Raw genomic sequence first — 25,872 nt, 5'->3', positions numbered from 1 at the left:
TCGCAATCCAGACTGCGGGGGCGCCTATCATAACGGCAAACGCTCAAACCCCATATCACGCAAAGTGCGCGACCTATAACTGAAACGCATAACGAGACCTGTGCAATTGCGTGCATCTGGCCCGCAATACTAATGTGCCCATGCTGCCGTTAAATGGCTAAACTCATCCCCTCGTGCCGATAGGGCCAGGCGACTGCTGCCTGAAATCGACGGACTGATACCGGTTGCTGGAGAACGAGCGTGCTGAACAAGCTGGGTATAAAAGGCCGCGTACTGCTATTGACCATTTTGCCCGCCAGCCTGATGGCGGCGGTGCTGGGCGGTTACTTCACCTGGATGCAGCTGTACGAGCTGCAGAGCCAGCTGCTGCAGCGCGGCGAGATGATCGCGCAGGACCTGGCACCATTGTCGGCCAATGCGCTGGGTCGCAAGGACAAGATCCTGCTGACCCGCATCGCGACCCAGACCCTTGAACAGTCCGACGTACGCGCCGTGTCGTTCCTGGACACCGACCGCAGCGTACTCGCCCATGCCGGGCCGACCATGATCAGCCCCTCGCCCATCGGCAGCAGCACCCAGTTGCTCAGCTCGTCCGGCAATGACGCCACGCGCTACCTGCTGCCAGTGTTCGGTCATCAGCGCCATCTGACCAGCCCGATCATCCCGGCCGAAGCCGACACACTGCTGGGCTGGGTCGAACTGGAAATATCCCACAACGGCACGCTGTTGCGAGGCTATCGCAGCCTGTTCGCCAGCCTGCTGCTGATTTTCACGGGACTGGCGTTCACGGCCATTCTGGCGGTGCGCATGAGCCGCACCATCAACGGTCCGCTGAGCCAGATCAAGCAGGCCGTGTCGCAGTTGAAGGATGGCAACCTGGAGACGCGTCTGCCACCGTTGGGCAGCCGCGAACTGGACGAGCTCGCTTCCGGCATCAACCGCATGGCGGCGACCCTGCAGAATGCGCAGGAAGAACTGCAGATGAGCATCGATCAGGCGACCGAGGATGTCAGGCAGAATCTGGAAACCATCGAAATCCAGAACATCGAACTGGATCTGGCCCGCAAGGAAGCGCTCGAAGCCAGCCGGATCAAATCCGAGTTTCTGGCCAACATGAGCCACGAAATCCGCACGCCACTCAACGGCATCCTGGGTTTCACCCATTTGCTGCAGAAAAGCGAGCTTACCCCGCGCCAGTACGATTACCTGGGCACCATCGAAAAATCCGCCGACAACCTGCTGAGCATCATCAACGAGATCCTCGACTTCTCGAAGATCGAGGCCGGCAAGCTGGTGCTGGACAATATTCCGTTCAACCTGCGGGACCTGCTGCAGGATACCCTGACCATTCTTGCCCCGGCCGCCCACGCCAAACAGCTGGAGCTGGTCAGTCTGGTCTACCGCGATACGCCGCTGGCGCTGTCGGGCGACCCGCTGCGACTGCGGCAGATACTGACCAATCTGGTCAGCAACGCGATCAAATTCACCCGTCAGGGCACGATTGTCGCCCGCGCCATGCTTGAAGATGAAACCGAAGAGCACGCGCAACTGCGCATCAGCGTGCAGGACACTGGCATCGGTCTGTCGAGCCAGGATGTGCGGGCGCTGTTTCAGGCATTCAGCCAGGCCGACAATTCCATTTCCCGGCAACCGGGTGGCACCGGCCTCGGTTTGGTGATTTCCAAACGTCTGATCGAACAGATGGGAGGCGAGATCGGCGTCGACAGCACGCCGGGCGAGGGTTCGGAATTCTGGATCAGCCTCAACCTGCCCAAGGCGCGCGAGGACAGGGAAGAAACCGCCAATCAGGCTCTGGAAGGCCTGCGTGCGGCGGTGCTGGAACATCACGATCTGGCGCGGCAGGCGCTGGAACATCAACTGGAAGACTGCGGACTGCAGACCGTGGTGTTCAACAATCTGGAAAACCTGCTCAACGGCGTCACCGCAGCGCACGAAACGCCGCAGGCCATCGACCTGGTGGTGCTGGGCGTGACGGCGCTGGAGATTTCGCCAGAACGGCTGCGCCAGCACATCTGGGACCTGGAAAACCTCAACTGCAAAGTGATGGTCCTGTGCCCGACCACCGAGCATGCGTTGTTCCAGATGTCGGTCCACGATGTGTACACCCAGTTGCAGGCCAAACCGGCGTGCAACCGCAAATTGCAGAAGGCGCTATCCGAACTGGTCGCACCGCGGGCCGTTCGCACCGATGTCGCCCTGCCCCTGTCGAGCCGCGCACCGCGTGTACTGTGCGTCGACGACAACCCGGCCAACCTGTTGCTGGTGCAGACCCTGCTCGAAGACATGGGCGCCGAGGTCGTGGCGGTGGATGGGGGTTACGCGGCGGTCAGCGCGGTGCAGCAGGAAGCGTTCGATCTGGTGTTGATGGACGTCCAGATGCCGGGCATGGACGGCTGTCAGGCCACCGAAGCAATTCGCGCGTGGGAGACCGAGCGCAATCAGACCTCGCTGCCGATTGTCGCCCTCACCGCCCACGCCATGGCCAATGAAAAACGCTCGCTGCTGCAAAGTGGCATGGACGACTACCTGACCAAGCCGATCAGCGAACGGCAACTGGCGCAGGTGGTGCTCAAGTGGACCGGGCTGGCGCTGCGTAATCCGATACCGGAACGCCAGACCGAAAGCTCCAACGCCCACGTCGGCCCCTTGGTGCTCGATCACGAAGAAGGGCTGCGTCTGGCGGCTGGCAAGCCTGATCTGGCGGCGGACATGCTGGCCATGTTGCTGGCCTCGCTGGACGCCGACCGCGAAGCGATTCGGGCGGCGCGTGCCAACGACGACATTCAAGGCCTCATCGAACGCGTCCACCGCCTGCACGGCGCGACACGTTACTGCGGTGTCCCGCAACTGCGCACCGCCTGTCAGCGCGCCGAAACCCTGCTCAAACAGAACGCACCGCACACCGAAGACGCACTGGACGACCTGGACAAGGCCATCACCCGCCTCGAGGCCGAAGCGCGGGTAACGGCTTGATTACAATCTAAACACGGGCGGGGCTGAGTGAATGCACATCCCNCACCACGTCTTCGACGTAGCGCTGTCGCGCAGCAAACTCAGTGGGAGCGGACTTGTCCGCGAAAAGGCCAGCACATCCGACGAATATTCATCGCCTGAAATACAGCATTCGCGGACAAACGGAACGCCGCCCGGTCCGCTCCCACAAAATCGCGTTTCTTCAGTAAGTTACAGGTAGTTTGATAAGAGGCGGCTTGGTGGCGCCTCCCACAGTCCGTCAGTCGCAGCAAAATGTGTGTCCAACGCTCCGCGTCCCGGGCTGCATGCCAACGTGGAGCATTGGCACGATCAAGTTTTGATTCCGCAAAAGGACCTTCCAATGCGTGTACTCATCTACAGCAGCCAGGAATACGACCGCGCCAGTTTCCTCGCCGAGCGCCTGCCGGACGAACTGGAACTGAGCTTCCAGCCCGCTCGCCTGACCATCGAGACCGCCGCACTGGCCGAAGGTCATGAGGTGGTCTGTGCGTTCATCAATGACGACCTGAGCGCCCCGATACTCGAACGACTGGCGGCGGGCGGCACACAGCTGATCGCCCTGCGCTCGGCCGGTTTCAATCATGTGGACCTGCCAACTGCCTTGCGCCTGGGCTTGAGCGTGGTGCGGGTTCCGGCCTATTCACCGCATGCCGTGGCCGAACATGCAGTGGCGCTGATTCTGTCGCTCAACCGTCACCTGCACCGCGCCTGCAATCGTACCCGCGACGGCGATTTCAGCCTGCATGGCCTGACCGGCTTCGATCTGGTCGGCAAGACCGTCGGGGTCGTCGGCACCGGGCAGATCGGCGCGACCTTCGCGAAAATCATGGCCGGGTTCGGCTGCAAACTGCTCGCCCATGACCCCTTCCCCAATCCCGACGTTGAAGCCTTGGGCGCGCAATACCTGAGCCTGCCCGATCTGCTGGCCCAGGCGCAGATCATCAGCCTGCATTGCCCGCTAACCGAGCAGACTCGCTACCTGATCAACGAACAGTCGCTGGCGACCCTGCAGCCCGGTGCGATGCTGATCAATACAGGACGTGGCGCACTGGTGGAAACGCCAGCACTGATCAATGCCCTAAAGACCGGTCAACTGGGTTATCTGGGGCTGGATGTGTACGAAGAGGAAGCCCAGCTGTTTTTCGCCGACCGCTCCGACCTGCCGTTGCAGGATGACGTGCTGGCGCGGCTGCTGACCTTCCCCAATGTGATCGTCACCGCGCATCAGGCATTCCTGACCAAGGAAGCGCTGGGTGCCATCGCCCGCACCACGCTGGACAACATAGTCGCCTGGTCGGCAGGCACGCCACAGAATCGGGTAGAGGGTTAACCTCGCGTCGCTGCGTGTTAGGATGCGCGCAATTTTGGAGGACCCATGGTCGAACACGATTTCCGCTACAGCATGCTCAACCCGCAACACACCCTGACCGAGTGCCGCACACTGGGACCTGGTCGTTATCAGGTCACCGGCAACGGCGGCTCGATCCACAACAACGACCAGTTGCTGGTGACCATCAAGGGCAGCAAAAGCCTTTATATGCGCCTGACCGTCGAAAAAGTCCGGCACCTGATCAACCCGGCCGGCCAATGGGTCGCCGTTGCACACGGCCCGGTCTTCGACGAACTGGCGATCCACGAGTGGCAGGTCCATTGCGACAGCTGCAACGCCGAATTGAAGTTCGAATTCATGGTCGAGAGCAAGCTGGGCGTCAAGGCGCAGAAACCTGCTGCCACTGCACGCATTGCAGAGCTGGGCTGGAAAACCGAAGGCGAGAAGCACCTCTGCAGGAAGTGCCAGGGGCAGGCGGCATGAAACAGTTTTTGCTGGCAAGCCTGATCGGTAGCGCACTGTTGGCAGGTTGCTCGACGCAAGCGCCTGCCATTCGGCAGGATCAGAGTTATGTGATGGAATGGATCGGCGAACGTCCGTTGATCGACAATAGCCGCCTGACCATGACGCTGGGTGCCGACGGCCGCGCCTACGGCAATGCCGGGTGCAACCACTGGTTCGCACCCTACAGCCTGCGCGACGGCACCATCAGCTTCGGCGCTCTGGGCAGAACCCGCAAGATGTGCGCACCGGCGCTGATGGAACAGGAAGAACGCTTTCTGAAATCCATGTCCAGCGTCCAGCGCTGGGACATCTCGCCGATCCAGCAACTGCGCCTGTGGCCCGCCGAAGGCAAACCGTTGCGGTTCTGGTTGGAAGAGAGCTGATAAGACTGCGGCGACCCCACCACCGCTGGACGCAGAGCGTCCCGAGAGGCATTCCCACGCAGAGCGTGCGGAACGATCAGTGATCTCCGCCGCGCTGATCGTGCCCATGCTCCGCGTGGGCATGCAGCCCGGGACGCTCCGCGTCCCATTGGGGCAGGCGCGAAAAACCTTACGGATTCACCACAGCTGGACGCGGAGCGTCCCAAGAGGCATTCCCACGCAGAGCGTGCGGAACGATCAGTGATCTCACGCGCGCTGATCGTGCCCATGCTCCGCGTGGGTATGCAGCCCAGGACGCTCCGCGCCCCATTGGGTCAGGCGCCAGAAGTTTTACTGACTCACCACCGCTGGACGCGGAGCGTCCCAAGAGGCATTCCCACGCAGAGCGTGCGGAACGATCAACTGTGGAGAATCACCTCTCTCCGCGCAACGTCTTGAGATTCTGCATCACGGTCGCGGCGGACTGCTCGCCCAGCAACTGCTCACGCATCTTGCCCTTGTCGTCGATAATGTAGGTCACCGGCAGCGCTTCGGAAGGTGGCAGGTCGTAGTGCTCGGCCGGGTCCTGCGCCAGCACGGTGAATTTGATCCCCAGAGCGTTCGCGGCTTTTTTAAGCTCGTCGCCCTGCAGGTTGTCGAAGTTGACGCCCAACACCGTGACCTTCTTGTCCTTCAATTGCTCGGACAACTGATTGAATTCAGGAATTTCCACGCGGCACGGACCACACCATTCGGCCCAGTAGTTCACCACCAGCCAATGACCGTCAATCCGGTCGCTGGCGACCTTCTGGCCGTTCTGGTCCGCGCCCAGATCCGCGCCACATCCGCTGAGCAGCATACTGCCGACAAGTGCCACCGCTGCTGCCAATCGCCTAACCATCTGTGCTTCCTTCCTCGACTCTGAAGACCGGTTACTTATGACCCGAATACGACTATTGACCGTCCGATATGTCGAACAGTGCCGTCGCGTGGGTAGAATACGCGTCACTCCCTGCAAGATGCGACCTGCAAATGACCGATCTGACGCTGTATCACAACCCGCGCTGCACCAAATCCCGCGGCGCGCTGGAACTGCTTCAGGCCCGCGGCCTGAGTCCCGACGTCGTCCTGTACCTGGAAACCCCACCGGATGCCGCCCAACTGCGCGAACTTCTCGGCAAGCTGGGCATCAGCGCACGACAGCTGCTGCGCACCGGCGAGGATGACTACAAGCAGTTGAACCTGGCCGACGCGAGTCTGAGCGACGAACAACTGATCGCCGCCATGGCCGCCCATCCGAAACTGATCGAACGGCCGATTCTGGTCGTTGGCGACAAGGCCGTCATTGGCCGCCCACCCGAGAACGTTCTGGAGCTATTGCCGTGAGCACACCCTACATTCTGGTTCTGTATTACAGCCGAAACGGTTCCACCAGCGAAATGGCCCGCCAGATCGCCCGCGGCATCGAGATGGGCGGCATGGAAGCGCGGCTGCGCACCGTGCCAGCCATCTCCGCCGACTGCGAAGCGACCGCGCCGAGCATTCCGGAAAACGGCGCGCTGTATGCGACCCTCGATGACCTCAAGCACTGCTCGGGCCTGGCACTCGGCAGCCCGACCCGCTTCGGCAACATGGCCGCGCCGCTCAAGTACTTCCTCGACGGCACCAGCAACCTGTGGCTGACCGGCGCGCTGGTCGGCAAGCCTGCCGGCGTGTTCACGTCCACCGCCAGCCTGCACGGCGGTCAGGAAACCACGCTGATGTCGATGCTGCTGCCGCTGCTGCACCACGGCATGCTGGTGATGGGCCTGCCATACAGCGAGTCGGCGCTGCTGGAAACCACGGGCGGCGGTACGCCTTACGGCGCAAGCCATCACGCCGGTGCCGACGGCAAACGTCCGCTGGACCGCCACGAAACCGATCTGTGTCGCGCACAGGGCCAGCGCCTGGCGAAAATCGCCCTGCAACTGGACACCCCGCGTGGCTAAAACGCCCAAGGCGCTACCGGCCAGGGAATGGCTGGAGCCGCGGGTGCGTTTCAGCCGGGCAGCGAGCCTGATCTGTTTCCTGAGCATGATCGCGCTGCTGTCGATGTATTACCTGATATTCGCCGATCTGCACGGCGCACGACCGGGCGTGATTCTGGCCATCGAATTGCTGCCCTTGCTGATCCTTGTGCCGGGCATGCTCAGCGGCAGTCCACGCGGCCATTCGTGGACCTGCTTTGTGATCAACCTGTACTTCATCAAGGGCGCACTCGCCGCTTTTGACCCGAATCGCTGGCTGTTCGGCCTGTTGGAAATGGCGCTCAGCGTCGCGGTGTTCATCAGCACGCTGCTCTACGTACGCTGGCGCTTTCAGCTAAACCGCAAACTTGCAGCGCCGCCGCAGGTCTGAAGCCTCGACCTGCCTTTTGACTGTCCTTTGGAGAACCGATGCACGATTACAAATGGCTGAACGAGTACTGCCTGAACCGTTTCGGCTCCGCCAAAGCACTGGAAGCCCACCTGCCAACCCCCAAGACGCCCAAACAATTGCAAGCCATCAGCGCCGACCGCTACCTGTCGACCCTGGCCCTGCGCGTGTTTCGTGCAGGCCTCAAGCACAGTCTGGTGGATTCCAAATGGCCCGCATTCGAAGAGGTGTTCTTTCGCTTCGATCCGGAAAAAGTCGTGCTGATGGGGGCCGACCATCTGGAGCGTCTGATGCAGGACGCGCGCATCATTCGCCATCTGGGCAAGCTCAAGAGCGTGCCGCGCAACGCGCAGCTGATTCTGGACATCGAGCAGGAACACGGCAGTTTCGGCCAGTTCATCGCCCAATGGCCGGTCGATAACATCACCGGCCTCTGGCAATACCTGGCCAAGCACGGCAACCAGATGGGCGGACTGTCCGCGCCACGCTTCCTGCGCATGGTCGGCAAGGACACCTTCATTCCCAGCTACGACGTCGTCGCGGCGCTGAACGCACAGAACCTCGTCGACCGAGTGCCGACCAGCAAGCGCGATCAGGCCATCGTGCAGGACGCTTTCAACCAGTGGCACGCCGAAAGCGGCAGACCGATGTGCCAGCTGTCAGCCATGCTGGCGTTCACGGTCAACCACTGATCACGCTCAGATATTGACCACATTGACGAACCGCGAGGCGGCGGTTTCGTCGATGCGCAGGTTGGTGAAGTCGAACAGATTGCGATCCGCCAGCTGCGAAGGCTGCACATTCTGCAAGGCGCGGAAGATGCTTTCGGTACGTCCGGGCGTCTTGCGCTCCCAGTCCTGAAGCATCTCCTTGACCACCTGACGCTGCAGGTTTTCCTGGGAGCCGCACAGGTTGCACGGAATGATCGGGAATGCCTTGAGGTCCGAATACGCCTGAATGTCTTTCTCGTGGCAGTACGCCAGCGGGCGTATCACCACATTGCGACCGTCGTCGGCGCGCAGCTTGGGCGGCATGGCCTTGAGCGAGCCGTTGAAGAACATGTTGAGGAAGAAGGTCTCGACGATGTCGTCACGATGATGACCCAGCGCCATCTTGGTCGCGCCAATCTCGTCGGCGAAGGTGTACAGCGTGCCGCGACGCAGACGTGAGCACAGGGAACAGGTGGTCTTGCCTTCCGGCACCAGTTCCTTGACCACCGAGTAAGTGTCCTTCTCGACGATGTGGTATTCGACGCCCAGCGCTTTCAGGTAGGCCGGCAACACATGCTCGGGAAAACCCGGCTGCTTTTGGTCCATGTTCACGGCGACGATGTCGAACTTCACCGGCGCGACTTTCTGCAGATGCATCAGCACATCGAGCATGGTGTAGCTGTCCTTGCCACCGGACAGGCAGACCATGACCTTGTCACCCTCTTCAATCATGTTGAAGTCGGCAACCGCTTCGCCGGCCAGCCGACGCAGGCGTTTCTGCAGTTTGTTCTGATTGACTGAAAGGGTGCCCATGTACTGGTGGTATCCGCTGACGATGACAGTGAGAAAAGGCGGCCATTTTACGCAAAACCGTGAGCGGGTTAAACAATGGACGCGTGCCTGATGTTCAGCACCTCACGCTATTAACAGAGTCCGGACAATCGCCAAACGCTCTAAGCCTTGGGTTCTATCGACAGCTCAGGTTTCTATACTGGTTCATGAAGCCGAATCCGAACATCAAGGAGTACGCTCATGATCCATCACGTCTGGGGCCTGTTCACGCACCCCGACCAGGAATGGAAGCAGATCCGCAGCGAGGATGAGTCCATCGGCCACCTGTACCTTTCGCACACGCTGATTCTGGCGGCGATCCCGGTGGTTTCCGCCTACATAGGCACCACGCAGGTAGGCTGGGTGATCGGCGAGCGCCCACCGGTCATGCTCACCCATGGCAGCGCTATCTGGATGGCGATCATGTCTTACGTTTCCATGCTGGCAGGTGTGGCGGTCATGGGCAGTTTCATTCACTGGATGGCACGCACCTACGACGCCACGCCCACCCTCGCGCAGTGCATCGCGTTCGCTACCTACACGGCAACGCCGCTGTTCTTCGGCGGACTGGCAGCGCTTTACCCGCACCTGTGGCTCGGCATGGTGGCCGGGACTGCAGCGGTCTGTTATACGGTCTATCTGCTTTACGTCGGCCTGCCGACCTTCATGAACATAGCCTCGGAAGAGGGGTTCATGTTCTCCAGTTCCGTGCTGTCGGTCGGTCTGGTGGTGCTGGTCGCAATCATGGCTTTTACCGTCGTGCTGTGGGGCATCGGAATAGGTCCGGAATACACCAATTGAGCAGGAGCTGAGCGGGTCTGTCGCAGTGCAGGCCCGTCTATGTAAATGACCACCGGGCGGCTGGCGTTTTCAGCCGGCCTCCACATTACGGCATACTTGGCGCATTGGAGAGCCACACAGCATGCCCGAGCAACTCAATTCCCGCGTCGAAACCTGTTACCAACAAGCCGAAGCCTTCTTCAAACGTACGTTCAAACGCCCGGTCGTCAGCTTCAAGCTGCGCGGTCAGAAGGCAGGCGTCGCCCATCTGCATGAAAACCTGCTGCGCTTCAATCCGCAGCTGTATCAGGAAAACGCCGAAGACTTTCTGCGCCAGACCGTGCCGCACGAAGTCGCGCACCTGATCGCCCACCAACTGTTCGGCGGCAGCATCCAGCCGCACGGCGAAGAGTGGCAGTTGATCATGCGCGGCGTGTACGAACTGCCGCCCAACCGTTGCCATACCTACGCCGTCAAACGTCGCAGCGTGACGCGCTATATCTATCGCTGCCCGTGCGCCGACAGCGACTTCCCCTTCACCGCCCAGCGCCACAGCATGGTCAGCAAGGGCAGACGCTACCTGTGCAGACGCTGCCGTCAGACGCTGGTGTTCAGCGGCGAGACCCGAACCGAGTAACTGCTGCTGAAATGCAGGCATAAAAAAACCCATCCGAAGATGGGTTTTTTCATGGCCTGAGGATGATCAGACGGTTTTGCCGGTGTTCACAGCATTGGCTGGAGTCGGGCCTTCAGCGACGCCCAGGTCGTCTTCAGGACGGGTTTCCAGGATCGCGGAACCACCGGAGGTCAGCTCGGACTGCAACTTGTCGGTGTCCAGCTCGCCCACCCACTTGGCAACCACAACGGTAGCAACAGCGTTACCGACCAGGTTGGTCAGGGCGCGGGCTTCGGACATGAAGCGGTCGATACCCAGGATCAGCGCCAGACCGGCAACCGGCAGGTGGCCGACAGCCGACAGGGTGGCAGCCAGAACGATGAAGCCGCTACCGGTCACGCCAGCAGCACCCTTGGAGGACAGCAGCAGGACCAGCAACAGGGTGATCTGGTGCGTGATGTCCATATGGGTGTTGGTCGCCTGAGCGATGAACACGGCCGCCATGGTCAGGTAGATCGAAGTACCGTCCAGGTTGAACGAGTAGCCCGTCGGGATAACCAGACCTACGACCGACTTCTTGGCACCCAGACGCTCCATCTTGATCAGCATGCGAGGCAGGGCCGATTCAGACGAAGACGTACCCAGTACGATCAGCAGTTCTTCACGGATGTAGCGAATCAGTTTGAAGACGCTGAAGCCGTGAGCGCGGCAGATGGCGCCCAGTACCAGCACCACGAACAGTACGCAGGTGATGTAGAAGCAGATCATCAACTGACCCAACTGCACCAGCGAGCTCACGCCGTAGGCACCGATGGTGAAGGCCATGGCACCGAACGCGCCGATTGGCGCCAGCTTCATGATCATGTTGATGATGTTGAACATCACGTGAGCGAAGCGATCGATGAAGTCCAGCACCGGCTTGCCGTAGGCACCCAGGCGATGCAAGGCGAAACCGAAGATCACCGAGAACATCAGGACTTGCAGGATATCGCCGTTGGCGAATGCGCCGACGATGGTGTTCGGAATGACGTTAAGGATAAAGCCGACAATGCTCTGGTCCTGACCAGCCGTCACGTAAGCAGCAATCTTGGAGGCGTCGAGGGTGCTGACGTCGATGTTCATGCCGGCACCCGGCTGAACCACGTTCACAACGATCAGGCCGATCAACAGGGCGATGGTCGAAACGATTTCGAAGTACAGCAGTGCGTAACCACCGGTCTTGCCGACCGACTTCATGTTCTGCATGCCGGCGATGCCGCTGACAACGGTGCAGAAGATGATCGGGGCGATGACCATCTTGATCAGCTTGATGAACCCGTCACCCAGCGGCTTGAGGGCCTTGCCGGTGTCAGGGTAGAAGTGGCCGATCAGGATACCGATGACAATCGCTACGATTACCTGGAAATAGAGAGATTTGTAGATGGGCTGACGAGTCGTCATTGCAGTTATCCTCAAGGGCGTCGTCGGCATCTTCACCGGATGCACGCGAGCCTATAAAGCGCTAACCCTCCTGCATTGGAGGGATTTGTTTTGTCGAGCTGCGCGGGGCAGACCTCTACAGGTTAGATAGCAATAGGCGTGCCATGCAGGCAAAAGGACATCAACGCCACGTATTACAAGGGCGCTGGGGTAACGATAGCCGGAAACCGGAAAAAGAGATGGCGGTTTTCCGCCGTATTGAGCTGAAAACCGGGCTTCAGTGGCGGGTATCCGCCTTTCGCAGTGGGTACGGGAGCGTCCTGAGCGGCGTTACCACGCAGGAACGCTCATCGTTATACACAAATCCGCCTCACCACTGATCGTGCCTATCGCTCCGCGTGGGCATGCATCCCGTGACGCTCTGCGTCACAAATGGCACAGATTGCGGATTCAGTGAGCCGAGCGCATGACATGGATAACGCTGGAGCTTGGTCACGCATCTGCGCCACATTCAAGAGCGGACGCGGAGCGTCCTGGGCGGCATTCCCACGCGGAGCGTAGGAACGATCAGCGTGATCTCAAGCACGCCGATCATGCCCATGCCTGTGCTCAGCGTTATACCCGAGTCTTGCTGCGACCACGGACTGTGGGAGGCAGCTTGCCGGCGATGCAGTCAACGCGGTATTTCAGGAAAATCGCGTCATCGTTCATCGCCGGCAAGCCGCCTCCCACGGTCAGGTGTTTGCTGCGCGACAGCGCTACATCGAAAATGTAGTGGCGCCTCCACAGGTTGGTATTGCGCACCTGCCCGTGACGCAGAGCGTCACATTCAGCCCCACACCTACTCCGCCATGAAGTGAATCCTGAACGCCGCGCCACCCAGAGGCGAATCATCCAGCGTGAGTTGTGCGCTGTAGCTTTCGATGATGTCCTTGACCACGGCGAGGCCGATGCCCTGCCCCGGGTTCTGGCGATCGAGACGTTCGCCGCGCTCGAGGATTCGAGCCCGCTGGTACTGCGGGACGCCGGGGCCATCGTCTTCGATGCACAGCTCGTCGCCGGACGCCGATGCGCTAAAGCTGACGCGCACTTCACTCAGGCACAGTCGGTAGGCGTTTTCCAACAGGTTACCGAGCATTTCCAACAGTGCGCCCTCTTCCATGTGCACCTGACAATCCTCGGGCAGGTCCAGCGTGACCTTGACCCGCTTGTCGCGGTACACCTTGTCCAGCGTGTTGCACAGGCTTTCGATCACCGGCCGCAGCATCACGTGATGACGCACCAGCCCGCTCTTGCGCAGGCTGGCGCGTTGCAGCTGATAGCCGATCTGCTGGCTCATGCGCTCGATCTGCGATTGCAGCACGCGGGCCTGCTCGACATCTTCGGGACGTTTGGCAATGTTTTCACTGACCCCCTGCAAGACCGCCAACGGGGTTTTCAGGCTGTGGGCCAGATCGCCCAGGGAATCGCGATAGCGTGCCCGTTGCTCGCGTTCGCTGCGCAACAGGCGGTTCAGCGAATCGGTCAGACGCAGCAGTTCACTGGGGTGTTTTTCGCTCAAGCTGTCGCGCTCGCCAGCTTCCACCTGATCAAGCTCGTGACTCAGTCCCCTCAGGGCACGCAAGCCCCAGGTCAGGCCACCCCACAACAACCCCAGCAATACCAGCAAGGCAGCGCCGAACCCCAGATAGAGTTTCTGACGCAAATTGTTGACGGTTTCCTGATACCCGCGCAGTGGCTGCACAGCGACAATACTGAAAGCGGCATTGCGGCCACCCAGCAGGCGAATCTCGACGTCGTAGACGAAATACTCGTCGCCGTTGATTTCCTTGATCTTGGTGAACTGACTGCCCTGCCCGTCATAGTTGGGGTGGTAGTCGATGTCCAGGTCTTCGGTGGACAGCGAACGCCAGACCATCTGCCCCTGACGGTTATAGATGTAGCCCATCAGGCGGCTGCCCGGCAGGTTGAACTGCTCGCCCGGCAGCACCGAAGGCATCAACAGATGATCATCCTCGACACGCGCCGCAGAAATCATCGTGGTCACGTCCGACGCCAGCCGCTGCTCGATCGCACCGCGCAACGCCAGGCTGAAGCCGCTCTGCAACGCAGGCAGCATCAGCAGCATGAAGATGATCGCCAGCGTCACAGCGCCCAGCATCAGGCGCAGGCGAAGCGAACGAATCACGTACAGCGCTCAGTGAACAGATAGCCCATGCCGCGTACGGTTTCGATGGGTTTGAAGGCCATGTTGCTGTCCAGCTTGCGACGCAGACGGCCCACCAGCACTTCGATCACGTTCGGATCGCGCTCGTCATCGTCGGGGTACAGCTGTTCCATCAATCGCTCCTTGGGCACCACCTGCTGATGATGAAGCATCAGGTACTCAAGAATCCGGTACTCGTAGGCCGTCAGCGCGAGCGGCTGCTCGGACAGCGCCGCCTGCTTGCGGTTGAGGTCCAGCAGTAGCGGCCCGGCAGTGATGGTGGACTGAATGAAACCGCTTGAACGACGCAGCAAGGCGTTGAGCCGCGCATCCAGCTCTTCGAACTGAAACGGTTTGACCACGTAGTCGTCGGCACCGGCAGCCAGACCTTCGACCTTGTCCTGCCAGTTACCGCGCGCGGTCAGGATCAGGATCGGAAAAGACTTGCCCAGGGTGCGCAACTGACGAATCAGGTCCAGACCGCCGATGCCGGGCAGACCCAGGTCGATCACGGCCAGATCATGATTGAACTGACCGACCTGATACAGCGCCTCTTCGGCATTGGCCACCGCTTCGACCACATGCCCCGCTTCGGTCAGACGGGTCCGCAGGTGATGCCGCAATAACGCTTCATCCTCAACCACCAACAACTTCATGCAGCCCTCCCAGGCACAGCCCCAGCCTTAATATCAGGAATGAATCGACAGCGTCGCATCGGTACTCAACAGCCGAGCGCTCACAGGCACATGCCGGGTTACATCATAGCTGCCCAGCAAAATATCACGGCTGACGGGCATGCCATTGTGGGTGCCCGACACCACGCCGTAAACCGGCGGCGAGTAAAGCGTCCCCACTGCAACATTCCTGCGGTCCTGCTGGCCCAGTTCGTGGCTCCAACCGTTGGCATCATCAAGGCGTTCGCTGGTCTTGCCGAACTCGATACGCGTCGGCTCGACTCTGCCATCACCGGCTTGCGCCGCCGCACTACCACCCAGAAAAGCCAGGGCCAGGAAAAACTTGTTGATGTTCAACATGCGGACTCCTTTTTCGCTCGGGGACGCTGTCAAGGTATGGCTCAACAGTAAGCGTGCCGCCCTGAACCCCGACTGAACGCTGCATGAACCTGCGCTGAATGGCACCGAATCGGCTATTGTTGCCGTTCAATGCGACACCCCACTCAAGAAGGAGCTGAACATGCGCGTGTGGATGGCAGTGATCATGATGGGCCTTGCGGGACTTGCCCAGGCCGCGATCAAGACCGAACAGGTCGATTATAAAAGTGCCGACGGCACCAAGCTGGTGGGCTACTACGCCTACGACGACGCGATAAAAGGCCCGCGCCCCGGCGTGCTGGTGGTGCATGAGTGGTGGGGGTTGAATGAATACGCCAAGCGTCGCGCCCGTGATCTTGCTGCGCTGGGTTACAGCGCCATGGCCATCGACATGTACGGCGACGGCAAGAACACCGAGCACCCGAAAGACGCCATGGCCTTCATGCAGGCCGCCCTCAAGGACAGCGACGCCGCCGACAAGCGTTTCGATGCGGGCCTTGAGCAATTGAAAAAACAGCCGCAGACCGACCCTGCGAAGATCGCCGCGATCGGCTACTGCTTCGGCGGCAAGATCGTGCTCGATGCAGCCCGTCGCGGTGAGCCGCTGGTGGGCGTGGTGAGCTTCCACGGCGCACTGGTCACCAACACGCCCGCCAAACCGGGCATCAAGGTGCCGATGCTGGTCGAACATGGCGCCAAGGACAGCATGGTGACGCCTGAAAACGTCGCGGCCTTCAAGAAGGAAATGGACGACGCCAAGGCTGACTACAAATTCGTCAGCATCGACGGCGCCAAACACGGCTTCACCAACCCCGACGCCGACCGCCTGAGCCACGGCGAGCACGGCGGCCCGGACATCGGTTACGACAAGGCGGCTGACCAGAGTTCGTGGTCGGACATGCAGGTGTTCTTCAAGAAGATCTTTGGTTGATCTCTCGAACGCTGATCGTGATGCTTCGCGTGGGCATCCAGACCGTGACGCTTCACGTCACATCCGAGAGCGGACGCGGAGCGTCCTGAGAGGCATTCCCACGCGGAGCGTGAGGAACGATCACCGTCAGTGTGCTGATCGTGCCCATGCTCCGCGTGGGTATGCAGCCCGGGACGCTCCGCGTCCCATTCAAGAGTGGACGCGGCGGGAAGGATCATCGCAAGCCTTCCCTCAAGCCTGATCCCCCGGCAAAATGCCGTTCATGACTCAATCACCTGCCCTTCCCGCCTGCTGTCCCGAACTTGTCCAGCACTGGCCGTTGCCTTACGCGGTACCCGGTGCGGTGCTGGTCAGTGGCCGTTTCGATCCGCTCAAGCTGGTCGATGGCGACTTTCAGCACACCGCTGTCGACAAACCTGCCAGCATCCAGCGCTCGGTTGCCAAGCGTCAGACCGAGTTTCTCGCCGGTCGTCTATGTGCCCGCGACGCACTGCGCAGGCTTGACGGACGTCAGTACATCCCCGGCATCGGCGAAGACCGTGCGCCCATCTGGCCAGGCGACATCTGTGGCTCGATCACCCACAGCACCGGCTGGGCCGCAGCCATTGTGGCGCACCAACAGCAATGGCGCGGACTGGGGCTGGACACTGAACATCTGCTGAGCCACGACCGTGCCTCGCGTCTGGCCGGGGAAATCCTGACGACCAATGAGCTGGCCGACATGGCCAACGGGCCAGACGATCAGGTCGCGTTGCGCGTGACGCTGACCTTCTCGATCAAGGAAGCGCTGTTCAAGGCCCTTTATCCCATCGTGCAGCAGCGCTTCTACTTTGAGCACGCCGAGCTACTGGAATGGTCGCAGGACGGCAGTGCCCGCCTGCGCCTGCTGATCGACCTGTCCAGCGAATGGCACCACGGTAAGGAACTGGAAGGCCAGTTCAGCGTGCAGGACGATCATCTGCTGAGCCTCATCTCGATCCCTGCTTGATCAGTACCATCGGGATCGCTGTCTTCGGGGATCAATCGTGCAGCGGACAATGCTCGCACCGACCGACCCACTCCACCTGATAACTCAGGCAACAGGCTTTTCGCTGCCTGCGCGGTTCGGCGTCTTCGGCCTGCGTTATATAGGTCACCGTCTGATACAGCGGATTGAGGCGACCATCAGGACGTTTGCGCTCAGCCAGCAAGGCGAACCCTGCCATCAATGATGCATGGCTGCCTGCCGCGAGTTCGGTCAGACAGGTTTCGAGCGCATCTCCCGCGCTGCTCCACAACACACTGCTCGCCAGCCCGCCGTAACGGCTTAGCGTGGTGATGAAAGGCTGCAGATTATCGTCGAGCAGACCGGCAAAGCGCTGAAACGGATCAGTCTCGACCTGCGCCAATACGACGACCTCTTCTGCGAACAGGATGCCTACCGGAAGCCCTCGTTCATCCAGCGTCAGCGAGACCTGATCCAGGTGCAGCGCGTAATGACGTCCTTCCAGAAGACTGGCCGACAGGACCGCCGGGATGATCTGCATGAAGTAATACTTCGCCCACTGCGACACCAGCACCGGCAAATGGCTGGGCATGAGCGTCACGCCATAGACATTCAGCAGCAACGCGTCCAGCCGCTCGGGGTGCAGCAGGTCGGGCAGTGCCACGACCTCGCTGGCGGGTGTACGAAGTTCAAGCTGGCTTTCATCAAACATGATTGACTGATTACTTTTGGTGGGAAGCACCACCACGTCTTCGACGTAGCGCTGTTGTGCAGCAAACACCGAACTGTGGGAGGCGCCACTACGCCTTCGACGTAGCGCTGTCGCGCGGCAAACACCGAACTGTGGGAGGCGCCACCACGTCTTCGACGTAGCGCTGTCGCGCAGCAAACACCGGACCGTGGGAGGCGGCTTGCCGGCGATGAACGATTACGCGATTTTCCTGACACCGCGTCGACTGCATCGCCGGCAAGCCGCCTCCCACAAAAAAACGTTTTCATTCAGCAGATTACATGTTGTTTCATAAGAGGGGGGTTGCCCGCGATGAACGATGACACGATTTTCCTGATATACCGCGTCATCGTTCATAGTCGGCAAGCCGCCTCCCACAAAAGCGCTCTTTCGATGGATGACTGCATCCCTTCACCTCGGCGCCTGCGTACGTGGCCAGGACAGGCTGAAGCACGCGCCGCCCAGACTTTCACTTCGCCCGATCAGCGCTCGACCTTCGTGCCAGTTGATGATGCGCCGCACAATCGACAGTCCCAGCCCGTGCCCGCCCGAGGCGCGCGTGCGGCTGTCGTCGAGGCGCATGAAGGGGGTGAATATCTGCTCCCAGGCGTCTTCCGGAACACCGGGGCCGTCGTCGTCCACGTCGATGCGGCAACGCTGCGCACCCAGGCGATAGCTGATGGACACCTGCGTTTCGGCATGGCGCATGGCGTTGCTGACCAGATTCTGCAGCGCCCGGTGCATGTACCGCGGTTCCGCCTCGACCCATGCCGTTTCACCTTCAGCCGCGGTGATGCACTCACCCCGTGAAACCCGCACATCAGCGCGCAACGGCGCCAGCTCGGCAATCACCTGATCGATCAACGCCTCCAGATCGATACGCTGGAAATTCAACGTCGGCGCGCCCTGTTCAAGCCGGGCGTACGTCAGCATTTCATCCACCAGCTTGTCGAGGTCCTGAATATCGCTGTCCATGCCGCGCATGTACTTGAGGCGTGCTTCGGCCGTGGTCGCGTCGCTGACCATCTCCAGCCCGAAGCGCAAACGTGCCACCGGCGTGCGCAGTTCATGGGACACCGCGCGCACCAGTTCGCGCTGGATCATCAGCGAGCGCTGCAAATGCTCCGCCATGCTATTGAAAGCCGCTGCCAGCCGGCCGACCGAATCCGAGCCCTCGGTGGGCACGCGCGTCTGCAGACTGCCCTGGGCAATCAGCGTGGCGGCCGCTTCAAGCGCCAGCACCCGCCTTTCCAGACGCCGCACCAGCAAATACACCACCAGCCCGATGAAACACAGCCCCAGCAAGGCGATCAGCACCAGCCATTGCAACGGATAGGGATTCATCTGGTACAGCGGGCCGATTTCCAGCACCCAATTGGTGTCGACGATTCCGGCCAGCACACGGATCGAGTCACCGCCCTTGCCCAGCGCCATGACCGTGTCGCCTTCATAGATGCGGCGGCGCTGGTCGTCATCCAGATCAGCCTGATCCAGCGCCAGCAGGTGCATGTCGAAACCGAACCCCTTGTCGACCCGCAACGCCTGCAGGCGCGCCGGTTGCTCATCGACCGGGGAGCGCACCAATTCATCGATCAGCAAGTAAATAGTCGCCCTCGCCAGTTGCTCGGTGATCTGCTGCACCTCGCCCGTCAGCAGCAGCGGCTCCTTGTCGCTCAACTGGCGATAGACCTTCGCCGCATGCGGGCCGATCTGCTCGACCACCACCTGCCCACGCGCCAGCCGACTGCGGGCGCTGCTGTCCAGTTGTGCCTGCTCAAGGCTTTGCAGACTCAGCGGAATACCCAGCAAACGCTCCCAGACCGCCAGCGCACGGCGACGCTCCACATCGTTGAGGGCGATCAGGTTATCGGCCATGACCGTGAACGTGCCGTGGGCCAGACGCTCACGGTACTGCTCGCCACGCGCCTGATTGAGGCCATGCAGCGCGAGCATGCCGAGCAGCGCCACCAGCACCAGAACGCCCAGCATGCCGCCATAGATACGCAGAAAGATCGAGTTCATGACAGGTCAGCCGCTGAACACATGGCCGCTCATGTCCTGCGCGGCTTCAGGCACAAACAGATAGCCCTTGCTGCGCACGGTCTTGATCAGACGCGGGTGGATAGGATCGTCGCCAATCTTGGGACGGATGCGCGAGATGCGCACATCAATGGAGCGATCCTGCCCGTCATACCCCACGCCGCGCAGGGCCGTGAAGATTTCTTCACGGGACAGCGTGCGCCCGGCGTTGGCCACCAGCAGCCACAACAGGTCGAATTCGGCACCGGTCAGTTCGATGCTTTCTTCGCGCAACCAGGCCTCGCGCAGTGCGTTGTCCACCACCAGCGGCCCGAACACCAGCCTGCGCAGCTCGGCGGCGGGCACCTGTGGCGCCTCACTACGGCGCAACAAGGCGTGAATGCGCGCCAATAGCACGCGCGGGTGAACCGGCTTGCAGACGAAATCGTCAGCGCCGGTGTCCAGCCCCTGAATGTGATCGGTGTCGTCGGTGCGGGCGGTGAGCATCAGGATCGGCCCGTCGTAGCGGTCGCGCACCTTGCGGCAAATACTGAAGCCGTCTTCGCCGGGCAGCATCAGGTCGAGGATGACCAGATCCGGCTGTTCCTGAATGATGCGCTCTACCGCCAGCGCGCCATTGCCTTCAATCCTTACGCTCAGGCCGTTGTTCTGCAGGTAGTCGCAGGTCAGTTGCGCCAATCGCTGATCGTCCTCGACGATGAGCACCTGCCAGGTATGTGGCTCCACGAAGGGCTTCCTTTTGTTGTTATGGAATAGCGGATTCAGGCACCGCCGCATAACGCGGATGTCCGGCGATTGTAGCAATCGCGCGGCAAAGCACACGACATGCCAGATACCCCTTGCAGCCTGCCTTTTCCGTGATAGGGTTCGCGCCCGCAAAAATCCGCTGTGGCCCGAGGACATCTGTAAAAATCAGTGACAAACGGTCCAACGCAGCAGCCATGCGGCCTACACGCGATGTCGGTGATTCATACACAAAGTACTCACAAGTTTATCCACAGGTCGTACGTTGCAATTGATATCCGAAACGCATTATCTTGTAGCCCGACCTGCAGTCACACCCTACATGTAGGGTTTTCTGCGAAAACTCCAGCACAACTCAATTGAAAAATTCAAGCATTTTTCTTGCGTTTGAGGGGTTGAACTTTAAGACGTAATCAGTAACCAAACCGCGCGCGCTTATACCCAGACGACCCGGTACACGTCTTGCAACATAGAACACGCAAGCTTCATCAGATCTGCAAGGGATTGGGCACATGACCCAGTCCCTTTTTGACTTCAAAACCCGGAAGCGGCCAAACCCGCCTCCACCTCCGTTTTGGAGTCATTGAGTCGTCCGGTTGGCGACTCACTGTCACAAAACGGAACGGTGGGCAGCGATGCCCGAACAAACTTAAAGAACGTGGAGACACCCATGCAAACAGACACAACTCGCGAGAACTCGCCGACCACTGCGCCGTTGTCAGGCCAGGCCCAGCAGGACCTGTCCGCAACCGCTCCTGGTCAACTGCGCGTGATCAAGCGTAACGGCACTGTCGTCGCTTACACCGATGACAAGATCACCGTCGCCATCACCAAGGCGTTTCTTGCAGTTGAGGGCGGCGCTGCTGCCGCCTCGTCGCGCATCCACGACACCGTTGCCCGCCTGACCGAACAGGTCACCGCCACCTTCAAGCGTCGCATGCCTTCGGGCGGCACCATCCACATCGAAGAAATCCAGGACCAGGTCGAACTGGCCCTGATGCGTGCCGGCGAGCAGAAAGTGGCCCGCGACTACGTCATCTACCGTGACTCGCGCGCCAAGGAGCGTGCCGTTCGTGCGCCGGAAGACGAAGTCCAGGCTCACCCTTCGATCCGCATCACCCGCGCTGACGGCAGCTTCGCGCCGCTCGACATGGGCCGCCTGAACACCATCGTTACCGAAGCGTGCGAAGGTCTGGCTGAAGTCGACGCCGACCTGATCCAGAACGAAACCCTGAAGAACCTGTACGACGGCGTTGCGCTGAAAGACGTCAACACCGCGCTGGTGATGACTGCCCGTACGCTGGTCGAGCGTGAGCCGAACTACTCGTTCGTGACCGCCCGCCTGCTGATGGACACCCTGCGTGCCGAAGGCCTGAGCTTCCTGCAAGTGGCCGAAAGCGCCACGCACCACGAGATGGCCGACCTGTACGCCAAGGCACTGCCTGCCTACGTCGCTGCCGGTATCAAGTACGAGCTGCTCAACCCTGTGCTGGCCGAGTTCGACCTCGAGAAGCTGGGCAAGGCGATCAACCACGAGCGCGATCAGCAGTTCACCTACCTGGGCCTGCAGACCTTGTACGACCGTTACTTCATCCACAAGGATGGCGTACGTTTCGAACTGCCGCAGATCTTCTTCATGCGCGTGGCCATGGGCCTTGCCATCGAAGAGAAGGCTCGTGAAGACCGCGCCATCGAGTTCTACAACCTGCTGTCGTCCTTCGACTACATGTCGTCGACCCCGACGCTGTTCAACGCCGGTACCCTGCGTCCACAGCTGTCCAGCTGCTACCTGACCACCGTGCCGGATGACCTGTCGGGCATCTACCACGCGATCCACGACAACGCCATGCTGTCCAAATTCGCAGGCGGTCTGGGCAACGACTGGACGCCGGTTCGTGCGCTGGGCTCGTACATCAAGGGCACCAACGGCAAATCGCAAGGCGTCGTGCCGTTCCTGAAAGTGGTCAACGACACCGCTGTAGCGGTCAACCAGGGCGGCAAGCGCAAGGGCGCTGTCTGTGCCTACCTGGAAACCTGGCACATGGACATCGAAGAGTTCATCGAGCTGCGCAAGAACACCGGTGATGACCGTCGTCGTACCCACGACATGAACACCGCCAACTGGATCCCTGACCTGTTCATGAAGCGCGTCTTCGATGACGGCCCGTGGACCCTGTTCTCGCCATCCGAAGTACCGGACCTGCACGACCTGACCGGCAAGGCCTTCCAGGAGCGCTACGAGTACTACGAAGCGCTGACCGAATACCCAGGCAAGATCAAACTGTTCAAGACCATCCAGGCCAAGGATCTGTGGCGCAAGATGCTCTCGATGCTGTTTGAAACCGGCCACCCATGGCTGACCTTCAAGGATCCGTGCAACCTGCGCAGCCCGCAGCAGCACGTGGGCGTGGTTCACAGTTCGAACCTGTGCACCGAGATCACCCTCAACACCAACAAGGACGAGATCGCTGTCTGCAACCTGGGCTCGATCAACCTGCCGAACCACATCGTCAACGGCAAACTGGACACCGACAAGCTCAAGCGCACTGTCGACGTAGCCGTTCGCATGCTCGATAACGTCATCGACATCAACTACTACTCCGTACCGCAGGCCAAGAACTCCAACCTGCGCCACCGTCCGGTCGGCCTGGGCATCATGGGCTTCCAGGACGCGCTGTATCTGCAGCACATCCCGTACGGTTCCGATGCTGCCGTGCAGTTCGCCGACTCCTCGATGGAAGCGGTCAGCTACTACGCCATCCAGGCGTCCTGCGATCTGGCCGACGAGCGTGGCGCCTACGAGACGTTCCAGGGTTCGCTGTGGTCCAAGGGCATACTGCCGCTGGATTCGCAACAGATCCTGATCGAGCAGCGTGGCGAGAAGTACATCGACGTCGACCTGAAGGAATCCCTGGACTGGGCACCGGTACGTGCCCGTGTGCAGAAAGGTATCCGTAACTCGAACATCATGGCCATCGCACCGACCGCCACCATCGCCAACATCACCGGCGTGTCGCAGTCGATCGAACCGACCTACCAGAACCTGTACGTGAAATCGAACCTGTCGGGCGAATTCACCGTGATCAACCCGTACCTGGTTCGCGACCTCAAGGCTCGCGATCTGTGGGACTCGGTCATGATCAACGACCTGAAGTACTACGACGGTTCGGTGCAACAGATCGAGCGCATCCCGCAGGAGCTCAAAGAGCTGTACGCGACTGCCTTCGAAGTGGACACCAAGTGGATCGTCGACGCGGCAAGCCGTCGTCAGAAGTGGATCGATCAGGCTCAGTCGCTGAACCTGTACATCGCTGGCGCATCGGGCAAGAAGCTGGACGTGACCTACCGCATGGCCTGGTACCGTGGTCTGAAAACCACCTACTACCTCCGTGCCCTGGCTGCGACCAGCACCGAGAAGTCGACCGTCAACACCGGCAAGCTCAACGCAGTATCGAGCGGCGGCCACGGCCCGGACGACTCGGCCATCACCGCCCCGCGCCCGACCGAAGCCGCACCGGCAGGTCCGGCACCGGTTCCAAAGGCGTGCGCCATCGACGAGCCGGATTGCGAGGCTTGCCAATAAGGCTGAGCGTCTGAGCCCCGTACGGCAGTAAACAAAAAGCCCCTTTTCAGGGGCTTTTTGTTGTGTGGCGTTTACGCTTGAATGTGATCGTGCCAATGCTCGTCGTAGGTCCCTATCAGATTGTCGATCATCGCCGAAGCCAAATCCCCCCTCTCTGGCCTTTGTTAGCTGTTACAAAGGTTTCTGATCACCTGTCCCCCAACACGCCTCCTTTTTTGGCTAAACTGACGGCTCTACAAAATCAGAGTCTCAATCATGCCGACGCTCTCAATTCAGGCAAAAAAAGCTCACTTTGCAAAAGTACGCCGCTCCAATTACGCAGCCAGCTTGCGCCTGGAAGGCTATGACAGCACGCCACTCGATGCCGAGCGTACTCTCCCGACGCGAGAAGAGCTTTTAAAAACCTACCGTAACAAACAGGCCTGATGCTCGATAAATACGGTGCTGGCCAGGATCCGTACTGCCATCCCGGCACAACGGTTTTGAAAAATCGATTGAACCTGATTCAGGATGACGTATTGGCGGAAGCGGAGCGTGCGCTGTCTGAAGTCGCTTTGAATCTGATCGAGTTTGCTGCGCCTCCCTACAATCTCCTCTACCTCAGGAATCTCCATCGCCTTCTGTTCGCCGATCTCTATGACTGGGCAGGAGAACTGCGCATGGTAGACATATCCAAGGGCGACACGCGTTTTTGCACGATGACTCGCATTGAGCCTGAAGCTAAAAAGCTATTTGCATCTCTTGCCAAAGCAAACTGGTTTCAAGATTTGGGACGGCAGGAGCTTGTGAAAGCCAGCGCCGAGGCATTCGGCGACCTCAATGTCATTCACCCTTTCAGGGAAGGCAACGGCAGAGCTCAACGAGTCCTGTTTGAACATCTCATCATGAACGTTGGCTACGACATTAGCTGGTGGGCAGTCGAGGCCGAGGAGTGGACGCAAGCGAATATCGATGCCGTAGATTGTGAATACGATGCGCTTATCAATGTATTCGAGCGCTGCATTGGAAAACCTATCCCGTCTGAGAGCTGAACCGCTCGTCGAATCCAGCATGAATTCGCAGTTAAAATCAGCGCCAAACCAGACCGCAAATCATCCCCTCAAACATCTCATCACGCCAAGAAGCCCGGCAGCCGCGATGCGCAGGAAATCTATCGATTACGCATCAGTGAAAACCCGACCTATGTGCGACAACGCAGCCTGTTGCCCAAAACCGGCAGGCACTATATGCTGCGTTTCGAAATGTAAAAAACACTAGATAAGGGATTCAGCTGAATTTCCTGCTGCTTTCAGCAACGCGTAAACCGATGCTGAAGCCTGCGAGAAAAAAGCGTGAATCACCCACCGAAATCTACTTTCGGTTCAACAAGTGCCGGGCAAAATCTGTATAATCCCGCGCTCGCTTCAGGGTACTCGAATGACAATTTGCATCAGCAAAATTGCATCACCTCAAAGCAATCCAGATCACTCGCTTTGCTCGCCTGTAGGGCATTGCCACGGCAGCAAACCGAACGGACGACCGACACGCTCATAACCGGTCAATCGCAGCATCAAAGACAGCCTCAATTTCAGTACCTGCGTTTTCGAGCTGACGACGTGGGCACTTCACACCTTAAAATC

At 60.1% G+C, this 25,872-nt stretch carries 24 protein-coding genes; 15 read left to right on the top strand and 9 right to left on the bottom strand.

All coding sequences use genetic code 11. The features are described 5' to 3' along the window. Nucleotides 1–240 precede the first annotated feature (240 nt). From AO065_RS04215 to AO065_RS04200, 4 genes are all read left to right on the top strand, one after another. Nucleotides 241–2,994: a response regulator gene (locus AO065_RS04215; protein ID WP_054540876.1), complete on the top strand. Its 2,754-nt coding sequence runs from the start codon at nucleotides 241–243 to the stop codon at nucleotides 2,992–2,994. A gap of 361 nt (nucleotides 2,995–3,355) precedes the next feature. After that, nucleotides 3,356–4,345 (top strand): 2-hydroxyacid dehydrogenase, encoded by a 990-nt coding sequence (locus AO065_RS04210; protein WP_004884176.1) that lies wholly within the window; start codon nucleotides 3,356–3,358, stop codon nucleotides 4,343–4,345. 45 nt (nucleotides 4,346–4,390) lie between these two features. Beyond that, nucleotides 4,391–4,828: a hypothetical protein gene (locus AO065_RS04205; protein ID WP_004884177.1), complete on the top strand. Its 438-nt coding sequence runs from the start codon at nucleotides 4,391–4,393 to the stop codon at nucleotides 4,826–4,828. Continuing rightward, nucleotides 4,825–5,232 carry an META domain-containing protein gene (locus tag AO065_RS04200; RefSeq protein ID WP_004884178.1) on the top strand — a complete coding sequence of 136 codons (408 nt, stop codon included), beginning with the start codon at nucleotides 4,825–4,827 and terminating at the stop codon, nucleotides 5,230–5,232. The genes AO065_RS04205 and AO065_RS04200 overlap by 4 nt, the downstream gene beginning before the upstream one ends. A gap of 412 nt (nucleotides 5,233–5,644) precedes the next feature. Here AO065_RS04200 and AO065_RS04195 read toward each other — a convergent pair whose 3' ends face one another. Next, nucleotides 5,645–6,112 (bottom strand): TlpA disulfide reductase family protein, encoded by a 468-nt coding sequence (locus tag AO065_RS04195; RefSeq protein ID WP_004884179.1) that lies wholly within the window; start codon nucleotides 6,110–6,112, stop codon nucleotides 5,645–5,647. Between the two features lie 131 nt (nucleotides 6,113–6,243). Between AO065_RS04195 and arsC the strand changes: the two genes are divergently transcribed. Genes arsC through AO065_RS04175 form a run of 4 tightly spaced genes read left to right on the top strand, consistent with a single transcriptional unit; the run spans nucleotide 6,244 to nucleotide 8,318 of the window. Next, complete coding sequence (gene arsC / locus AO065_RS04190; RefSeq protein ID WP_004884183.1) at nucleotides 6,244–6,597, top strand: arsenate reductase (glutaredoxin); 354 nt, start codon at nucleotides 6,244–6,246, stop codon at nucleotides 6,595–6,597. Next, nucleotides 6,594–7,199 (top strand): NAD(P)H:quinone oxidoreductase, encoded by a 606-nt coding sequence (gene wrbA, locus AO065_RS04185; protein ID WP_004884184.1) that lies wholly within the window; start codon nucleotides 6,594–6,596, stop codon nucleotides 7,197–7,199. Before arsC ends, wrbA begins: the two co-directional genes overlap by 4 nt. After that, nucleotides 7,192–7,608, top strand: a complete 417-nt coding sequence (locus AO065_RS04180; protein WP_004884187.1) for a DUF2069 domain-containing protein — start codon at nucleotides 7,192–7,194, stop codon at nucleotides 7,606–7,608. Before wrbA ends, AO065_RS04180 begins: the two co-directional genes overlap by 8 nt. Before the next feature lie 38 nt (nucleotides 7,609–7,646). Further along, on the top strand, nucleotides 7,647–8,318 hold the full coding sequence (locus AO065_RS04175; RefSeq protein WP_004884189.1) for a DNA-3-methyladenine glycosylase I: 672 nt from the start codon (nucleotides 7,647–7,649) through the stop codon (nucleotides 8,316–8,318). A 6-nt stretch (nucleotides 8,319–8,324) separates the two neighbouring features. Here AO065_RS04175 and ttcA read toward each other — a convergent pair whose 3' ends face one another. After that, nucleotides 8,325–9,149 (bottom strand): tRNA 2-thiocytidine(32) synthetase TtcA, encoded by an 825-nt coding sequence (ttcA, locus tag AO065_RS04170; protein ID WP_004884191.1) that lies wholly within the window; start codon nucleotides 9,147–9,149, stop codon nucleotides 8,325–8,327. Between the two features lie 219 nt (nucleotides 9,150–9,368). Here ttcA and AO065_RS04165 point away from each other — a divergent pair, with 219 nt between their 5' ends. Beyond that, nucleotides 9,369–9,968 carry a Yip1 family protein gene (locus tag AO065_RS04165; protein WP_004884193.1) on the top strand — a complete coding sequence of 200 codons (600 nt, stop codon included), beginning with the start codon at nucleotides 9,369–9,371 and terminating at the stop codon, nucleotides 9,966–9,968. Nucleotides 9,969–10,089: 121 nt separating this feature from the next. Further along, nucleotides 10,090–10,584, top strand: coding sequence for a SprT family zinc-dependent metalloprotease (locus tag AO065_RS04160; protein ID WP_004884196.1), 495 nt, complete (start codon nucleotides 10,090–10,092; stop codon nucleotides 10,582–10,584). A gap of 66 nt (nucleotides 10,585–10,650) precedes the next feature. On the opposite strand, the gene AO065_RS04155 is transcribed toward AO065_RS04160, so the two are convergent. From AO065_RS04155 to AO065_RS04135, 4 genes are all read right to left on the bottom strand, one after another. Beyond that, entirely contained in the window at nucleotides 10,651–12,003 is a 1,353-nt protein-coding gene (locus AO065_RS04155) for a dicarboxylate/amino acid:cation symporter (RefSeq protein WP_004884198.1), read from the bottom strand. Nucleotides 12,004–12,823: 820 nt separating this feature from the next. After that, a complete protein-coding gene (locus AO065_RS04145; RefSeq protein WP_004887298.1) occupies nucleotides 12,824–14,170 on the bottom strand; it encodes an ATP-binding protein in 1,347 nt (448 codons plus the stop codon). Beyond that, nucleotides 14,167–14,844 (bottom strand): response regulator, encoded by a 678-nt coding sequence (locus AO065_RS04140; protein ID WP_004887300.1) that lies wholly within the window; start codon nucleotides 14,842–14,844, stop codon nucleotides 14,167–14,169. The genes AO065_RS04145 and AO065_RS04140 overlap by 4 nt, the downstream gene beginning before the upstream one ends. A gap of 33 nt (nucleotides 14,845–14,877) precedes the next feature. Then, nucleotides 14,878–15,222, bottom strand: coding sequence for a hypothetical protein (locus AO065_RS04135; protein WP_004887302.1), 345 nt, complete (start codon nucleotides 15,220–15,222; stop codon nucleotides 14,878–14,880). Between the two features lie 160 nt (nucleotides 15,223–15,382). Between AO065_RS04135 and AO065_RS04130 the strand changes: the two genes are divergently transcribed. Both AO065_RS04130 and AO065_RS04125 read left to right on the top strand, forming a co-directional pair. Continuing rightward, a complete protein-coding gene (locus tag AO065_RS04130; protein ID WP_004887304.1) occupies nucleotides 15,383–16,171 on the top strand; it encodes a dienelactone hydrolase family protein in 789 nt (262 codons plus the stop codon). Nucleotides 16,172–16,433: 262 nt separating this feature from the next. Then, complete coding sequence (locus AO065_RS04125; RefSeq protein ID WP_198430953.1) at nucleotides 16,434–17,159, top strand: 4'-phosphopantetheinyl transferase family protein; 726 nt, start codon at nucleotides 16,434–16,436, stop codon at nucleotides 17,157–17,159. A gap of 31 nt (nucleotides 17,160–17,190) precedes the next feature. Here AO065_RS04125 and fhuF read toward each other — a convergent pair whose 3' ends face one another. From fhuF to AO065_RS04110, 3 genes are all read right to left on the bottom strand, one after another. Next, the gene (gene fhuF / locus AO065_RS04120; RefSeq protein ID WP_050562207.1) at nucleotides 17,191–17,868 is read right to left on the bottom strand and encodes a siderophore-iron reductase FhuF; all 678 of its coding nucleotides are present in this window, start codon (nucleotides 17,866–17,868) and stop codon (nucleotides 17,191–17,193) included. A 429-nt stretch (nucleotides 17,869–18,297) separates the two neighbouring features. Then, nucleotides 18,298–19,908, bottom strand: coding sequence for an ATP-binding protein (locus tag AO065_RS04115; RefSeq protein WP_004887317.1), 1,611 nt, complete (start codon nucleotides 19,906–19,908; stop codon nucleotides 18,298–18,300). A 6-nt stretch (nucleotides 19,909–19,914) separates the two neighbouring features. Next, complete coding sequence (locus tag AO065_RS04110; protein WP_004887319.1) at nucleotides 19,915–20,652, bottom strand: response regulator; 738 nt, start codon at nucleotides 20,650–20,652, stop codon at nucleotides 19,915–19,917. 688 nt (nucleotides 20,653–21,340) lie between these two features. Between AO065_RS04110 and AO065_RS04105 the strand changes: the two genes are divergently transcribed. From AO065_RS04105 to AO065_RS04100, 3 genes are all read left to right on the top strand, one after another. After that, a complete protein-coding gene (locus AO065_RS04105) occupies nucleotides 21,341–24,253 on the top strand; it encodes a ribonucleoside-diphosphate reductase subunit alpha (RefSeq protein ID WP_004887321.1) in 2,913 nt (970 codons plus the stop codon). Between the two features lie 255 nt (nucleotides 24,254–24,508). Next, entirely contained in the window at nucleotides 24,509–24,679 is a 171-nt protein-coding gene (locus AO065_RS26990) for a YhfG family protein (RefSeq protein WP_086004541.1), read from the top strand. Continuing rightward, nucleotides 24,679–25,284 carry a Fic/DOC family protein gene (locus AO065_RS04100; protein ID WP_004887323.1) on the top strand — a complete coding sequence of 202 codons (606 nt, stop codon included), beginning with the start codon at nucleotides 24,679–24,681 and terminating at the stop codon, nucleotides 25,282–25,284. The genes AO065_RS26990 and AO065_RS04100 overlap by 1 nt, the downstream gene beginning before the upstream one ends. Nucleotides 25,285–25,872 lie beyond the last annotated feature (588 nt).

Origin of the sequence: Pseudomonas viridiflava, from assembly GCF_001642795.1 — a bacterium.
In the GTDB taxonomy this organism is placed as follows: Bacteria; Pseudomonadota; Gammaproteobacteria; order Pseudomonadales; family Pseudomonadaceae; genus Aquipseudomonas; species Aquipseudomonas viridiflava.
Note: the sequence above shows the minus strand (reverse complement) of the source record. Positions and strands in the feature narration are given on the sequence as shown.